Source organism: Collimonas humicola (assembly GCF_018304945.1).
In the GTDB taxonomy this organism is placed as follows: domain Bacteria; phylum Pseudomonadota; class Gammaproteobacteria; order Burkholderiales; family Burkholderiaceae_D; genus Collimonas; species Collimonas humicola.
The window spans coordinates 366,300-382,296 of record NZ_JAGQEE010000004.1 but is presented as its reverse complement, the minus strand read 5'-3'; the positions used below and the strand labels follow the sequence as shown (position 1 = coordinate 382,296).

At 57.3% G+C, this 15,997-nt stretch carries 13 protein-coding genes and 1 pseudogene; 8 read left to right on the top strand and 6 right to left on the bottom strand.

Annotated elements, in window-relative coordinates; genetic code table 11:
* The first annotated feature begins 4 nt into the window (after window positions 1–4).
* The 3 genes from rfaE1 (at window position 5) to cysM (ending at window position 2,475) form a co-directional block, all read left to right on the top strand.
* A complete protein-coding gene (rfaE1, locus tag KHU30_RS15685; RefSeq protein WP_211443551.1) occupies window positions 5–946 on the top strand; it encodes a D-glycero-beta-D-manno-heptose-7-phosphate kinase in 942 nt (313 codons plus the stop codon).
* Window positions 947–1,083: 137 nt separating this feature from the next.
* A complete protein-coding gene (locus KHU30_RS15680) occupies window positions 1,084–1,407 on the top strand; it encodes a ComEA family DNA-binding protein (RefSeq protein WP_211443550.1) in 324 nt (107 codons plus the stop codon).
* A 165-nt stretch (window positions 1,408–1,572) separates the two neighbouring features.
* Window positions 1,573–2,475 (top strand): cysteine synthase CysM, encoded by a 903-nt coding sequence (gene cysM, locus KHU30_RS15675; RefSeq protein ID WP_211443549.1) that lies wholly within the window; start codon window positions 1,573–1,575, stop codon window positions 2,473–2,475.
* Window positions 2,476–2,527: 52 nt separating this feature from the next.
* Here the strand turns inward: cysM and KHU30_RS15670 are convergent, their stop codons facing one another.
* Both KHU30_RS15670 and KHU30_RS15665 read right to left on the bottom strand, forming a co-directional pair.
* On the bottom strand, window positions 2,528–2,866 hold the full coding sequence (locus tag KHU30_RS15670; RefSeq protein WP_061943759.1) for a hypothetical protein: 339 nt from the start codon (window positions 2,864–2,866) through the stop codon (window positions 2,528–2,530).
* A 389-nt stretch (window positions 2,867–3,255) separates the two neighbouring features.
* Entirely contained in the window at window positions 3,256–3,840 is a 585-nt protein-coding gene (locus KHU30_RS15665) for a DUF1415 domain-containing protein (RefSeq protein WP_211443548.1), read from the bottom strand.
* 186 nt (window positions 3,841–4,026) lie between these two features.
* On the opposite strand from KHU30_RS15665, the gene KHU30_RS15660 reads away from it, so the two are divergent.
* Entirely contained in the window at window positions 4,027–4,563 is a 537-nt protein-coding gene (locus KHU30_RS15660; RefSeq protein WP_211443547.1) for a YaeQ family protein, read from the top strand.
* A gap of 19 nt (window positions 4,564–4,582) precedes the next feature.
* Here the strand turns inward: KHU30_RS15660 and mltB are convergent, their stop codons facing one another.
* The 4 genes from mltB to KHU30_RS15640 are packed head-to-tail and all read right to left on the bottom strand — an operon-like array spanning window position 4,583 to window position 9,778.
* A complete protein-coding gene (gene mltB / locus KHU30_RS15655) occupies window positions 4,583–5,716 on the bottom strand; it encodes a lytic murein transglycosylase B (RefSeq protein WP_211443546.1) in 1,134 nt (377 codons plus the stop codon).
* The gene (locus KHU30_RS15650; RefSeq protein WP_211443545.1) at window positions 5,707–7,845 is read right to left on the bottom strand and encodes a transglutaminase TgpA family protein; all 2,139 of its coding nucleotides are present in this window, start codon (window positions 7,843–7,845) and stop codon (window positions 5,707–5,709) included. The genes mltB and KHU30_RS15650 overlap by 10 nt, the downstream gene beginning before the upstream one ends.
* Window positions 7,842–8,843 (bottom strand): DUF58 domain-containing protein, encoded by a 1,002-nt coding sequence (locus tag KHU30_RS15645; RefSeq protein ID WP_211443544.1) that lies wholly within the window; start codon window positions 8,841–8,843, stop codon window positions 7,842–7,844. Before KHU30_RS15645 ends, KHU30_RS15650 begins: the two co-directional genes overlap by 4 nt.
* 14 nt (window positions 8,844–8,857) lie before the next feature.
* A complete protein-coding gene (locus KHU30_RS15640) occupies window positions 8,858–9,778 on the bottom strand; it encodes an AAA family ATPase (RefSeq protein ID WP_211443543.1) in 921 nt (306 codons plus the stop codon).
* A 197-nt stretch (window positions 9,779–9,975) separates the two neighbouring features.
* Between KHU30_RS15640 and KHU30_RS15635 the strand changes: the two genes are divergently transcribed.
* The 4 genes and pseudogenes from KHU30_RS15635 to KHU30_RS25760 all read left to right on the top strand — a co-directional run.
* Window positions 9,976–10,914 (top strand): histone deacetylase family protein, encoded by a 939-nt coding sequence (locus tag KHU30_RS15635; protein WP_211443542.1) that lies wholly within the window; start codon window positions 9,976–9,978, stop codon window positions 10,912–10,914.
* A gap of 151 nt (window positions 10,915–11,065) precedes the next feature.
* Window positions 11,066–12,007: a ribosome biogenesis GTPase YlqF gene (gene ylqF / locus KHU30_RS15630; protein WP_211443541.1), complete on the top strand. Its 942-nt coding sequence runs from the start codon at window positions 11,066–11,068 to the stop codon at window positions 12,005–12,007.
* Window positions 12,008–13,132: 1,125 nt separating this feature from the next.
* On the top strand, window positions 13,133–13,309 hold the full coding sequence (locus tag KHU30_RS15625) for a hypothetical protein (RefSeq protein ID WP_211443540.1): 177 nt from the start codon (window positions 13,133–13,135) through the stop codon (window positions 13,307–13,309).
* A gap of 96 nt (window positions 13,310–13,405) precedes the next feature.
* A pseudogene (locus KHU30_RS25760) lies at window positions 13,406–13,537 on the top strand (ESPR domain-containing protein); the annotation flags it as partial.
* Between the last annotated feature and the right edge of the window lie 2,460 nt (window positions 13,538–15,997).

The following is a 15,997-nucleotide window of genomic DNA, read 5'->3' as shown; positions in this document are numbered from 1 at the left end:
GACCATGACTAAGCAAAGCTATAAGCTGCCGGCTTCTTTCGACCATGTGCAGATCCTGGTAGTCGGCGATGTCATGCTGGACCGTTACTGGTTCGGCGAGGTCAGCCGCATTTCGCCCGAGGCGCCAGTGCCCATCGTGCGGGTTGAAAAGCGCGAAGAGCGCCTGGGAGGCGCCGCCAACGTGGCCCGCAATATCGTTACGCTGGGCGGCAGCTCCGGCCTGCTGGGCGTGGTAGGGCAGGACGAAGCCGGCGACACCGTCGACAGCATGCTGCAGGAAATGGGCGTCGACAGTTTCCTGACCCGCGATCCGACCATCTCCACCATCATCAAGCTGCGCGTGATCGGCCGACAGCAGCAGCTGCTGCGCATCGATTTCGAAGAAGCGCCGACCGACGCCGTCTTGCGCGACAAGCTGACCCGCTTCAATACCTTGCTGCCGCAATATCCGGTGGTGGTGCTGTCCGACTACGCCAAAGGCAGCCTGGTCAACGTCGCTGAAATGATCGCTGCCGCCAAGCAGGCCGGCAAGTGCATCCTGGTCGATCCCAAGGGCGACGATTTTTCGCGCTATGTCGGCGCGACCGTGCTGACGCCGAACAAGTCGGAGATGAAGCACATCGTCGGCAACTGGAAAAACGAAGAAGAGTTGACCATGAAGGCGCAGAACCTGCGCGAGTCGCTGCAGCTCGAAGCCTTGCTGCTGACACGTTCGGAAGAAGGCATGAGTTTGTACTCGGCCCAGGAAATCCGCCATTTCCCGGCCATGGCGCGCGAGGTGTACGACGTCTCCGGCGCCGGCGATACCGTGATTGCGACGCTGGCGCTGATGCTGGGGGCAGGACTGCCGATCGCCGACGCCGTGGCGCTGGCAAATCGCGCGGGCGGCATCGTGGTCGGCAAGCTTGGCACCGCCACGGTCAGCCGTGAAGAGCTGTTAGGCTAACGCTCCATTAGGCAGTAAGCAATTCCTTGTTTGTGGTGTAAACGTCAATCTGTCGTTTGTGCGTGACTATAATTCATTGGACGTTTTCGCGTCTGTTGATTTTTCAGTCACCACCACAACCACGGGAGATAGACGAAATGCTGAAGAAATTATTGCTGATAGCTTGCATGCTGCTGACGGCGTCTGCCAGCTTTGCCCAGGTCGACGTCAATAAAGGCGACCTGGCCGCGCTGGACAGCATCAAAGGCATAGGCGCAAGCACTGCCAAGCGCATTGTCGACGAGCGCGCCAAGGGCGGCAATTTCAAGAGCTGGAGCGACTTTGAAAGCCGGGTGCAGGGAATAGGCGAGAAGAAGGCAGTCAAGCTGTCGGAGGCCGGCTTGCAGGTGAGCGGGAAGGCCAGGGGCGAAGCAGCGGCTCCGGCGAAAGCAGCTGCAAAGGCTACGGCCAAGCCCAAATAGGCTGGTTTGCCGAAAAAACAAAGGCCGGGTTTGGTTCGCCAGCCTGGCCTTGATTTTTGCCTGGGCAGCATGCCGTTTCCGGCTGGCGCTTTATCAGGCTTTCATACGCGTAGCAAAGTCTCATATTAAAATGGGTTCTTTGCACACCACGCCTGATCGCACACTATGCCTTATCTGACTATCGAAGACACCATCGGCAACACCCCCCTGGTCCAACTCAAACGTATTCCCGGCAGCGACGCCGAGCAGCGCAACAACGTGATCCTGGGCAAGTTGGAAGGCAATAATCCCGCCGGTTCCGTGAAAGACCGGCCGGCATTATCGATGATCAAACATGCCGAGGCGCGCGGCCAGATCAAGCCTGGCGACACCCTGATCGAAGCTACCAGCGGCAATACCGGCATCGCGCTGGCGATGGTGGCCGCCATGCGCGGCTACAAGATGGTATTGCTGATGCCGGAAAACCTGAGCGAAGAGCGGCGCCAAAGCATGGCGGCATACGGCGCCAAGATCATCTTGACGCCCAAGACCGGCGGCATGGAATATGCACGTGACCTGGCTGAAAAAATGCAGAAGGATGGCGAAGGACTGATCCTGGACCAGTTTGCCAATCCGGACAATCCGCTGGCGCATTACGAAACCACCGGTCCTGAAATCTGGCGTGATACCGAAGGACGGATCACCCATTTTGTCAGCGCGATGGGCACCACCGGCACCATCATGGGCGTCTCTACCTATTTGAAAGAACAGAATCCGGCTATCCGCATCATCGGCGCGCAGCCGGAAGAAGGTTCGCAAATTCCCGGCATCAGAAAATGGCCCGAAGCTTATCTGCCGAAAATATTCGACCATTCCCGGGTCGACCAGACGGAGTCGGTCAGTCAGGCGGCATCCGAGCATATGGCACGCAGGCTGGCGAGTGAAGAGGGGATTTTCTGCGGGATTTCGACAGGAGGGGCTTGCGAGGTGGCGTTACGGATTGCGCAGCAAGTAGAAAACGCGACGATTGTGTTCGTCGTCTGCGATCGCGGCGACCGCTATCTTTCCACAGGCGTTTTCCCCGCCTAAAGCTACTGCAATCAGCAGTCCGCTTTAGACAGGGACGGAGCCGACATGCCGATTACTTCAGCTTTTCGGCTTCGATCTTGCTCTTTGGCTTGAACTGCTTGTCGCTGATACGGAATTTTTCACGGCGGTCACCCATCAAGGCGCGCAATTCACGGATCGTCAGGTCGCTGACTTCGTGCATGCGAATCAGCAGCGAAGCGCCAACCGGCAAGCGGCGATGGCGGATTTTGCTGATGACCGGTGGCGCTACTTCGAGTGAGCGCGAAAGAGCCGCATCGTTCTTCAAATGCAACTTGTCGATGAGCGAATCCAGCAAGTGATTTGGATCGTACGTCACTTGTTCATCAAGCTTGTTGCTGATTGGTGCGTCTGGGGTAGTGTTAATAGTCATAATCAATTGATTCCGTTATCCTAGTTGATATATGGGAAGTGGTTGTGCAATAAGTACAAAACTATTACCAAGTGCACCTCCCAGTTTTATTGGCAAACTTATAAGCCGCCGTATTTTATACTGATTTTGAGCACATTTTTATCATAAAGAAACTCCCTATTTATTTCTTCATGGGACTACAGATACAGCTAAGTACATTGCACAGCATCTTGTACATTCGGTTGGTGACAAACAAGGTACGTCTGTTTAGTGACCAAATATACAAATAAGTTGCACAAGCTCAATTTAAAATTTTCTTGTTACGATGTCTATTACTATTTAGTAACTTTCCGTAAAAAATTCAAGGAAATACCATTTTTGCAACAATGATCAACCACCAAGGCATCGATTCAGGCGCGTTTTTGTCCCTCCCCTAATATTTTCCGCCAGCCTTCCAGTCCCAGCTGCTGCAGGGTTTGCACGTTCTTGTCGAATATTTCCGAAGCCTCCGGGAAGGCATCGACCGCACGCTCCACGCTGATTTCACGCAATAGATGCAAAGTCGGGTAGGGCGAGCGATTGGTATAGTTGCTGATGTCGTCGACGTCAGTGTCGGCAAACTGATATTCCGGATGAAAGCTGGCCACCTGGATTTCGCCGTCCAGGTCGAGCTCTTCGACCGCAGCGTCGGCAACATCGAGAAAATCGTTATAGTCCAGGAAGTTGCGCAGTACGTCGGGGTGAATCAGCAACGTGGTGTCGATCTTTGCCGGATCGGCCTCTTGCAGGAATGCGAGTTCTCTGATCAGGTCGGCCACCAGTTCTTCCGGCGTTTGCGCGCTGCTGACCACATAGCGGATCTGATCCTTGATATGCACAGCCTTGGCAAACGGGCAGAGATTGAGTCCGATCACAGCGCGCTCCAGCCACGTCTTGGTGTGAGCGATTACTTCGGTAGAGAATGCCGTCGTTTCTGTAGGAGGAGCAGTTTTCATTAAATATATAATAACATTTGCAAACAATTTATATCAAATAGGGATGGATGCCGCGGCATCAAGCCCCGCCACTGCCGCCGTGCCGGCGGTCATTTATATTTTCCGTGCCGCCAAATCGGGTTATTCTTCCGATCCCGTGAGTGCGACACGCCGGGTTTGATTCATCTTTATATAACAATAGGCGTTATGGCCCTTAAAGCAACTATTTTTAAAGCCGATCTGCAAATTGCCGATATGGATAGACATTACTACCAGGAACACGCCCTGACCTTGGCCCGTCACCCGTCGGAAACCGACGAGCGCATGATGGTGCGTCTGCTGGCGTTCGCCCGCCACGCATCGCCTGCCCTGACATTCGGTAAAGGCCTGTCGGATGCGGAAGAGCCGGATTTATGGGCCAAGGACCTGACCGGCGCCATCGATCTCTGGATCGAAGTCGGACAGCCGGACGAAAAGCGCATCCTCAAGGCCTGCGGACGTGCCGCGCAAGTGGTGGTGTACAGCTATAGCAGCACCAGCCATATCTGGTGGAACCAGATCGCCGCCAAGGTGGCGCGTGCGCGCAATCTGACCGTCATCAACATCGCCGCCGCCAGCAGCGAAGCCTTGACCGGTTTCGCCCAGCGCAATATGCAGCTGCAGTGCACCATCCAGGATGCGCAGATCTGGCTGAGCGCCAACGGCCAGACGGTCGAAGTCGAACTGACGGTCAGCAATCCCTGACGGCTTGCTGCCGTTTCTGTTATTGAGGAATGCGCGCCACCCTGACTGCGCGCCCCAGATCAACCACTGACATGGCGTAGAAGAAGCTGCGGTTGTACTGCGTAATGGCGTAGAAATTTTCGGTGCCGATCCAATATTCGGCCGGATTCTGGCCATTCTGCAGGTCGATCAGGCCGAAGCGCATATCGCCTGGCAGCACCACGCCCGGCACCACGCCGGCTGCCGTCAGCTCATCCAGCGAGTACTTGGCTTCCAGGCCTTGTCCGATAAATGCCTGCCAGCGGTTTTCAGCGCTGGTGTCGGTCGACAAGGTCACCGGGAAGACAATCGGCATGCCGGTTTTCCAGCCGTGCTCGGCCAGGTAATGGGCGACGCTGCCAATTGCATCGACCGGAGAGTTGCGCAGGTCGATCTTGCCCTTGCCATCGAAATCCACGCCGTACTGACGTATGCTGCTCGGCATGAACTGCGGCCAGCCGATGGCGCCGGCGTACGAACCCAGCAAGGTGAACGGATCGATGCCGGATTCCCTGGCGTACAGCAGAGTGTTTTCCAGCTCGCCGCGGAAGAAGCTCATGCGTGCTTCGCGCGTCGGCGTGTTGGGATAGTCGAACGCCAGCGTGGTGATGGCGTCCATTACCCGGAAGCTGCCGACATTGCGGCCATATACGGTTTCAACGCCGATGATGCCAACGATGATTTCCGCCGGTACGCCGTATTGCACCTCGGCCCGGTTCAGGGCGTCAGCATAGGTATTCCAGAAGTCAACGCCGGCCTGGATGCGCACCGGCTCCACAAAACGTGCGCGGTAGGCTGCCCAGTTTTTCGGCTTGCTGGCGGGCGCCGGCTTCATCAGCTGGATGGCGCTGTCGATGTAGCGCACCTTGTTGAACATGGTCACCAGTTCGGAGCGGTTGAAACCGTGCTTCTCGACCATCTGGTCGATGAATGCGGAAACCTCTTTCCAGTCGGCGAAATTGGCGAACTCGCCATCGTCGGCGTTATTCATGGTTTTACGCACGCTGACTTTGGCCGCGCTGGCTTTGCCGCCGCTGCTTTGCTGCGCCAGCAGATTCGGGCTGATGCTGATCGCCAGGACGAGAGCGCACAGCTGAGCGATGGGACGGAGACGGGCAGTTGATTTCATCGACATTGGGAGAGCAGTAATTTGAGTTGTGCCATTAAATGCGCCGGCGGTTTGTTGTGCGGTCCGCTGCCGGACTCGGCGCCATACTGCAGCGCTTCGTACAAAGCGATAAAGCGCTGTACCGCGATCTTGACCGGCGGCGCCAGTGGTGAATTGCTGGCGCACAGGCGCCGGCTGTATGTGCTCGGACCTTCATGCGCTTGCCGATCCAGACCGCGCCGCGCCATCTGCGCGCACAGCGAGGAGTATACCGCATCGAGCGGCTTCCTCTTGTTTCGAGCCAGCAGCAACGGCAGCGTGACGCTAGCGACTGCCACCGTACCGATGGTCAGCATCAGGATGCTGAGGGTGGGCCAGTCCAGCTCATCGAAACCGAGCCAGTGCATGAAGCCCATTTGCCGGGCCGGCGTGTAATTTAGCACCCATTGATTCCAGCCGTTGCCGAGCGCTTCCCAATTGGCGCGCAGCAGCGCGACGCTGCTGTTCAGCGCCGGCCACCAGTTTTCACGGCCGGGAGCGGCGCCCAGCAGATTGCCGAAGAACGAGCGCGGCATCAGATTGCCGAGCTGGGTTTCGATCCGGCTTGGCGCCACCGCGGCGGTCGGGTCGACCCGGACCCAGCCGCGCGGCGGCAGCCAGACTTCGGCCCAGGCGTGAGCGTCGGATTGGCGTACGGTCATCATGCCGTCGACCGGATTGATCTCGCCGCCCTGGTAACCGGTGACCACGCGCGCCGGAATACCGGCGGCGCGCATCAGCACTACGAAGGAACTGGCATAGTGTTCGCAAAAGCCGGCGCGGCTGGAAAACAGGAAATCGTCGACGCTGTCCTTGCCCAGCAGTGGCGGTTCCAGCGTGTAGCTGAAATTCTCGCGCCGGAAAAAGGCCAGTACGGCATTCACCAGCGCCGTGTCGTCGCTCCATTGCCGGCGCAGGTTGGTTGCGAATTCCCGGGTGCGGGGATTGAAGCCGGGCGGCAGCGCGCGTTCCAGCTGCAGGGCTCTGGCATCAGCCTGGTATGCCGGCAGCTGACTGAGATTCGAGACCACGTCGTAGCGCACGCGCTCACCGATGGCGCGCGCGGCGCGCAGCTGGTGATCCGCCGTTAGCAAGACCCCAATGCCTTCCAGCGACGGCACCCGCTGAGGCGTTTCCAGCGCAAACAGCCAGCGCTGGCCGTTTGGCTCCATCGTGATTTGCTGATGGACCTCTGCGTCTGGATTGCGTGGCGCGTTGAGCGAAATCTGCTGCCATTGTCCTGATGTTTCGATGCTGGCGCGACCGATTTGCCCCTGGGTCCAGGTGCGGCCGTCGAAGTCGTGCAAGACGGCGCCGCGCCAGTAGCGCTTGGCTGGGGCGGGTGGAGCATCCGTGAATTTGACGCGGAAGGCGATGTCGTCGGACATGGCCAGCTGGGAGATGTTTCCCGGCGCCATGCTGTCGGACAAGCCTGTGCGGCCGCCATGGGCGTCGCCAGGCAAGCCCCACAACGGTCCCTGGATCCGCGGAAACAGCAGGAACAGGATCAGCGTCAGCGGCAGCGCCATGGCGAGCATCAGGCCGCCCAGGCGCAGCCTTTGCCTCAGCGGCGGCACGCTGCCGGAGTATTGGAACGATAGCTGGGCGGTCAGCAGCAGCGTCAGCGTGGCCATCATCCACAGCAAGCACAATATCGACTGCGAATAGAAAAAATTAGTGAGCAATAAAAAGAAACTCAGCAGCAGCACCACGAACAAATCGCGCCGTGCGCGCATCTCCAGCAGCTTGAAGGTCAGCAGCAGCGCCAGCATGGCGACCCCGGCGTCGCGCCCGAACCATGTGCGGTAATCGAGATAGACCGCGCCCATGGTCAGCGCCGCCAGCGGCATCAGCAGCCAGAGCGGCGGCAGCCGTTGGCCGCGCAAGGTGATCCAGGCTCGCCACAACATGAGGCCGCCGCAGATCAGCGAAGTCCACCAGGGCAGATGCAGGAAGTGCGGCAGCAGCACCATGGCGCAGGCCCCCAATAGCAACAGGGTGTCGCTCTTGTCGCGCGGCAGTGTCTTGACGTAGGTGCTGGAAATGCGGAACAGCGGCTTGTTTTCAAGGTCGGTCCGGAGTTGCTGCAGCGTGGCGGTTTTGGGCGCAAACGTCATATCTGCCCCTCATACAAGGCCAGCGCCCGCAGGCAGGCACGCTGGTGCGCCGGACCCAGCGCGGCCGCGTAGACGCTGTCGCCGAGGCGGAAAGCATAGGGCAGCTGGCGCGCTTCCGCTTCCAGTATCCAGCGCGTCATGCGCGAGAGCTTGGTTTCCACCGGCATGCCATATGGCAGCGCTTCATAGTCGATTGACAGGTCGCTGACGGCGCCGCCTTCGAATTGCTTGGTGATGAGCTTGGCGTCGATGTCTGTATCCAGCCTGGCGATCTGGCGCCACGCCAGGTGCTTGGGCGAATCGCCGCTCTGGTAGCTGCGGATTCCCGCAAAATCCTGGTGGCCGGCGGCGCCGTTGCCGTCGCTTTTTTCGATGGGCGCAAGCGGCAGCGGCGGCATAGAGATCGATTCTTCCGGCTGCGGGTAGACCAGCGCCTTGCTGTCCGGTTGCCAGTAGCTCCAGGCGCGCAGCAAGCCAAGCGGGAAGCGTGTCTGCAAACGTATCCTGGGCGCCGGCTGCCAGCCGCGCCGGCTGGTCGTCACAGCCAGCGTCAGATGGCTGGCGCCATGCGCCGGCACATCCGCGGCCCTTTCGATGGCCGGCAAGCCGCGGCCGATGAAGCCGAGCCAGATAGCGTAGCGCGCATGCTTGCGGCGATTGACCAGGTGCAGTTCAAACAGGGCATCTTCGCCGGCAAATACCGCGGCTGCCTTGCCCGCGTTCAGATGCAGGTAGGCCAGGTTGCGGAAGGTCAGATGCATGTCGATGACCGCGCATGCGGCCAGCAGGAAGGTCAGGCCGAAGCCGAGGCTCAGGTTGTAATTGATGGAGCACAAAAACAGCAGCACCAGCATGAAGGCGAACGCCAGCCCGGGCCGGCTCGGGACAATGAACACGCGGCGCTGGGTGAGCAGCACTTCGCCCGGCTCGGCATCGCGCAGCTGAAATAGGGAGTGATCCAGCCAGTGGCGGATTTGCTTGCGCAGGGAGATCAGCATGGGAGAAGAAACGCCTAAACTGCGACCGACTTCATCAATTGCAACACCAGGTCGCGCGCGCCCAGCGCGCTGCCGGTGTGCGCTTTGAGCGGACGCAGGCGATGGGCGGCTACCGGCGCCAGGACTGCCTGCACGTCTTCCGGGATCACGTGGTTGCGGCCTTCAAGGGCGGCCCAGGCGCGCGCTGCCTGCAACAACGCGATGGCGGCGCGCGGGCTCATGCCCTCGGCAAACAAGCCGTTCTGGCGCGAGGCGTGCGCTAGAGCCTGGACATAATCGACCAGCGCGCTGGAAGTATGGATCAGCTTCAACGCTTGCCGGGCTTCGATCAGTTCTGCCGCCTGCATCACCGGCTTCAGCGATTTCAGCAAGGTGCGGCGGTCTTCGCCCATCAGCAGCGCGCGTTCCGCGGTGGCGTCCGGGTAGCCCAGCGACAGGCACATCAGGAAACGATCCAGCTGGGATTCGGGCAGCGCGAAGGTGCCGACCTGGTGCGCCGGGTTCTGGGTGGCGATGACGAAGAACGGTTCAGGCAGGTCGCGCGTCACGCCTTCCGCGGTGACCTGACGCTCTTCCATCGCCTCCAGCAGCGCCGATTGCGTCTTGGGTGTGGCGCGGTTGATCTCATCGGCCAGCAGGACCTGGGTGAACACCGGCCCGGGATGAAATACAAAGCCGCTTTTTTCACGGTCGAAAACGGAAATCCCGACTACGTCCGCCGGCAGCAGGTCGCTGGTGAACTGCAGGCGGTTGAAACGCAAGCCCAGCGAAATCGCCAGCGCATGCGCCAGGGTGGTCTTGCCGACCCCGGGTACATCCTCGATCAATAAATGGCCTCCTGCCAACAGGCATACCAGGGCCTGGCGGATCTGATGGTCCTTGCCGACCACTATCTGGCTGACTTGCTGTGCTACTGCGTGAATTTTTGCGAACATGGCATCGTATGTGAGGGCGCGATTGCGGAGAGAGAATCATACAAACTTCCTCAGAGTTAACCTAGTTTCTTTGAGAAAATATCAATCTGCTTAATCCGCTTGCGGCGCCGGGCACGGTGCAGTTTGTCCGAATCCGGGCGAGAATGGCGCCACGTGTACACTATCAGCATTTCCAGCAAGACTTTTGGCGAGCTCAATTGACTACTGCTTTTTATACTCATCCCGATTGCAAGCTGCACGACATGGGCGCCGGTCATCCGGAATCGCCAGCGAGATTGCAGGCGATCGAAGACCAGCTGATTGCCAGCCGCATCGACCAGTTGCTGGATTACCGCGGCGCGCCGCTGGCGCTGGAGAGCGACTTGGCGCGGGTGCACAGCGCCGCCATGATCGCCCTGGTGCGCGAGCGCAGCCTGGCCCTGGCCGGCACGGGCGGCACTTATCAGCTGGACCCCGACACCGCAGTCAATGTGCATAGCTGGCAAGCGGCATTGCGCGCGGCCGGCGCCGCGCTGGCGGCGACCGATGCCGTCATCGCCGGGGAGATCGACAACGCATTTTGCTCGGTGCGCCCGCCTGGCCATCACGCCACGTCCACTACACCGATGGGATTTTGCCTTTTCAATAACGTTGCGCTGGCCGCGCGTCATGCGCTGGAGGTGCACGGACTGGAACGGGTGGCGATCGTCGATTTCGACGTCCATCACGGCAATGGCACCGAAGAGATCTTTGCGCACGATCCGCGGGTGCTGATGGTGAGTTTCTTTCAGCATCCGTTCTATCCCTTCAGCGGCGCCGAGGCGAGCGGCGGCAAGGCAGTCAATATTCCGCTGCCGGCCTACAGCGACGGCAAAGCGGTGCGGCAGCTGGCGACCGAACAGTGGTTGCCGGCCTTGCAGGAGCACCGGCCGCAAATGATTTTTGTCTCCGCCGGTTTTGATGCGCACAGGGAAGACGACATGGCGCAGATGGGTTTGGTCGAGGCCGACTACACCTGGCTCACCCGGCAGATCATGCAAGTGGCGGCAGAGCACGCGCGAGGCCGGATTGTCAGCTGCCTGGAGGGCGGCTACGACCTCTCGGCGCTGGCGCGCAGCGTGGTCGCGCATATGAAAGTGCTGGCCGAACTGGAATAGTTTGCTTGTCTTGGGGTAATAAAATGGAGCGCCGGTCCCTCATCGAGGGCGATCTGGCGCGCTTCGCCATGCAAGGCTTGCGGCCGGGATTGCGGTAGAAGCGGAATAAGTCCGTACAATAGCGGTTTATTTTAGTCAGACAAGACAACGCATGTCCATACAATGGTTCCCAGGTCATATGAACGCCGCCCGCAAGAAGGCGGCGGAAGCTATGGAGAAGGTCGATCTCGTGATCGAAGTGCTCGACGGCCGTTTGCCGCAAGCTAGCTGCAATCCCATGATTGAGCAGCTGCGCGTGCACCGCCAGCGTCCCTGCCTGAAAATCCTCAACAAGAGCGACCTGGCCGATCCGGCCGCCACCCAGGCATGGCTCAGCTTTTACAACGCGCAAAAAAATGTGCACGCAGTGGCCTTGAGCTGCAAGAAGCCGTCCGATGTCGCCAAGATCCCGGGTTTGTGCCTGACGCTGGCGCCGCATCGCGGCACGCCGCTGAAGCCTTTGCGCATGATGATCATGGGGATTCCCAACGTCGGCAAGTCGACCTTGATGAATGCCTTGCTCAAGCGCCGGGTGGCAGCCGTCGGCGATGAACCGGCAGTGACCAAGGTGCAGCAGCGCCTGTACCTGGGTAACAATATGGTGCTGATCGACACCCCCGGCATGCTGTGGCCGAAGATCGCCCATCCTAGCGATGGCCTGATGCTGGCCGCCAGCCACGCTATCGGCAGCAATGCGCTGATCGAAGAAGAGGTCGCAACGTTCCTGGCCGACGAGCTGCTGCTGCGCTATGCGCCGCTGCTGACGGCCCGTTACGGCATCAAGACCGATGGCATCGATGGCGTCAGCGTCATCGAAGGCGTGGCGCTGCGCCGCGGCTTCCGTCTCAAAGGCGGCGACCTTGACCTGGAGAAGGCGGCGCACACTCTGCTGCAGGACTATCGTACCGGCGCGCTTGGCCGGATCAGCCTGGAGACGCCGCAAACACGTGCAGTCCTGCTGGCTCTGCATGCGGAAGAAGTGGCAAGGCGCCAGGCCGAAGCGGACGCTGAAAAAGCTGAACAGGATGAGCAGGACAATAACAATAGCCGCTAAAACTGCTTATCCCCGAGCCCGCAATGACGATGTGATTGCGGGCTTTTTGTTGCCCGGACCGGCTGTTGCTTTAGGCTATTGACGGGTTGGCGGTCAATTTTACATTTCCACCTGCGTGCCCGCACCTTGCCCGCACCTGTCCAAGGTCTTGTTTTTCAAGCATGTATCCTATTGTGAGAACGTACAGATCTGTACGCTGATGTGCTTCCTGGCCTTTGCTGGCGGCGCGTTGGCTGCGCCTGCTTCTGCATTTTTCACAGAGAATTGCTATTGATGCTAGACAGAATGGCATTTTTCCACAATGAATTTCCCATCCCGCACTTTGCAAATGATGTCTACGTATGGACATTTTATTTCATATTAAACAGTTAATATTGAAAAGCACATTTATCATTTCCATGCGGAAATAAATTGCCGAAATTGTTTCCATTGGGGATTTTTATATGCGAAAACATCTGGCTATTTTTCCCTAAATTTGTTGTTTATGGGTAACTGTGCAATTAAGATATTTAAAATTCGTATATCTTGAAAATATCAATGTTTATAAGTACTTATGAATAAATTTTGCAGTTTTTTTCTCGAAAACAGAGAGGAGGAGGCAGTTTTTGAAATTATTTCAAGCGTCATATATGAATAAATTCGTTGTTTATTGGCGACTTTTGGGAACTTATTTAGATGACATAAATAATAATTGAAATTAACATTTGGCACTTTGTGTTATTCGTGATTTTGGACATTTATTGATGTTTGAAATGCAATGATAAATATTCCACTTTGCGTTGCCGTGGAAGTCGATGTTGAGCAAAGAGCAACATGCTGATTTTATGCGCAATACTTAGATGGATTTAATGCGATGTTGAGCCGAGCTTGACGGTAGTTGTGTAATTGATTGGCCGAGAAGAAGAATTAAAAATGTCAATAAGCGTTGTTTGAAATTTAATATTGTTAATTGTGAATTGAGGACGGGAGCGGCAACAAATTTCCTTGTCTCTTGGGTTGATTGAATTCCTGGTTTTTCAGTCGGGATCTGAGGAAAGTGGCCACGTCACTTGAACCCCTGGTCTTTGATGCGACGAAGCTGAGTTCTTTTGAGTTATAAAAACGCCGAATTTCCAAGGTGAAAAGATGAAGACGTTGCATCAAATGCTCTCATTCATGGCGCTCATCGACAGCGCCGCATTCCCTCTTGGCGCGTTCGGCAGACTTTTCAAATTAACTGCGTTCCTTATCGCGGGCATGCCGCTTTCGGCCGACGCGAAGACGCAGCACACATCCGCTGATGTTGTCATGAGCATGGCGTAGCTGCCCATAGTTGGCCTCCACTTTTACGTGATCTCGCTTGAACGATCAGTCCGATCTCATGCTGCAAGTCTCACTATATTTTGATTAGAGCAATTCATGAATAAAATTTATCGCACCGTATATAGTGAAGTACTTGGCGCCTGGGTCGCCGTGTCCGAAAATACGGCGGCTCGAGGGAAGCGTAGCAGCTCAAAAGTGGCCGCCGCAATAGCAACTGCCGGGGCCATTGCGCCGCTGCTCTTGTTTGCGCCTAATGATGTGTTTGCACAAACGTTGCCAGAGGCAGCGTGTACTTCGGGCAATGGCGGCACCATGTACACTGCCGATCCAACTTGCGTTAACTACGTTAACAACACCAGGATTTACCTTAACAGTCTGTCGACCTCCACTTCGACTGGTATCAGCACGTCACGCGTGGCGGAATCCTCCTTGTCCACTGGGCTGAGCACGACTAACAGCAATGTGACATCTCTATCCACGTCGACCTCGACCGGAATCAGCACGTCGCGAGTGGCGGAAGCCTCCTTGTCCACCGGGTTGAGCACGACTAACAGCAATGTATCGTCCTTGTCGACCTCGACCTCGACAGGTTTGAGCAGCACGAACAGCAACGTCACATCGCTGTCCAGCGGCCTGAGCACGACCAACAGCAATGTGTCTTCGTTGTCGACTTCGACATCGACTGGCCTGAGCAGCATGAACAGCAACGTGACTTCATTGTCCAGCGGACTGAGCACGACAAACAGCAATGTGTCATCGCTGTCGACATCAACTTCGACTGGTTTGAGCAGCGCCAACAGTAATGTGACTTCGCTGTCCAGCGGTCTGAGCACGACAAATAGCAGCGTGTCGTCGCTGTCGACTTCGACATCGACGGGTCTGAGCAGCACGAACAGCAACGTGACTTCATTGTCCAGCGGACTGAGCACGACAAACAGCAATGTGTCATCGCTGTCGACATCGACATCGACTGGCCTGAGCACTACCAACAGCAGCGTATCGTCGTTGTCAACGTCGACGTCGACCGGCTTGTCGAGCCACACTAGCAGCATTAATTCTCTGTCGACCGGCTTGAGCAGCACCAACAGCAATGTCACTTCACTGTCCAGCGGCCTCAGCACAACAAACAGCAACGTATCGTCGCTGTCGACATCGACATCGACCGGCTTGAGCAGCACGAACAGCAATGTCACTTCGCTGTCCAGCGGACTGAGCACGACTAACAGCAGCGTTTCATCGTTGTCAACGTCGACGTCGACCGGCTTGAGCAGCACGAATAGCAATGTGACATCGTTGTCCAGTGGTCTGAGCAGCACTAACAGCAGCGTGTCCTCGCTGTCGACCTCGACATCGACGGGTTTGAGCAGCACGAACAGTAACGTCACTTCGCTGTCCAGTGGCCTCAGTACTATCAACAGCAGTGTTTCGTCGTTGTCGACTTCTGCATCGACAGGCCTGAGCACTGCCAACAGTAGCGTATCGTCGTTGTCAACATCGACCTCGACCGGGCTGAGTACGGCGAGCAGCAACGTCACTTCGTTGTCCAGCGGTCTGAGCACCATCAACAGCAACGTATCGTCGCTGTCGACCTCGACCTCGACTGGCCTGAGCAGTACCAATAGCAGCGTGACTTCGTTATCCAGTGGCCTGAGCACAGCAAACAGCAACATATCGTCACTGTCGACGTCGACTTCGACGGGCCTGAGCAGCACGAATAGCAACGTGACTTCGTTGTCTAGCGGCCTGAGCACGACCACCAGCAATGTGGTGTCGCTATCGACCTCGACATCGACAGGCCTGAGCAGTACGAATAGCAACGTCACATCGTTGTCCAGTGGCCTGAGCACGACCAACAGCAACGTCATATCGTTGTCCAGTGGACTGAGCACGACCAACAGCAACGTGACTTCGTTATCCAACGGCCTGAGCACCACCAACAGCAACGTCACTTCGCTGTCCAGCGGACTGAGCACGACAAACAGCAGCGTATCGTCATTGTCGACGTCGACATCGACCGGCTTGAGCAGTACCAACAGCAATGTCACTTCGCTGTCCAGCGGCCTCAGCACGACAAACAGCAACGTGTCGTCGCTGTCGACCTCGACCTCGACCGGCTTGAGCAGCACCAACAGCAACGTCACTTCGTTGTCCAGCGGTCTCAGCACCACCAATAGCAGCGTGTCGTCACTGTCGACCTCGACCTCGACCGGCTTGAGCAGCACTAACAGTAACGTGACTTCGTTGTCCAGCGGCCTGAGCACCACCAACAGCAGTGTGTCGTCGCTATCGACATCGACTTCGACCGGACTAAGTTCGACAAACAGCAATATATCGTCGCTGTCGACGTCAACCTCGACTGGTTTGAGCAGCACGAATAGCAACGTCACATCGCTGTCCAGTGGTCTCAGCACGACCAATAGCAGCGTATCGTCGTTGTCAACATCGACATCGACCGGCTTGTCGAGCCACACTAGCAGCATTAATTCTCTGTCGACCGGTTTGAGTACGACCAACAGCAACGTATCGTCCTTGTCGACCTCGACCTCGACTGGCTTGAGCAGCACCAACAGCAATGTGACTTCGTTATCCAGTGGCTTGAGCACGACTAGCAGCAACGTGTCGTCGCTGTCCAGTGGCCTCAGCACCACCAACAGCAATGTGTCGTCGCTGTCAACGTCAACCTCAACA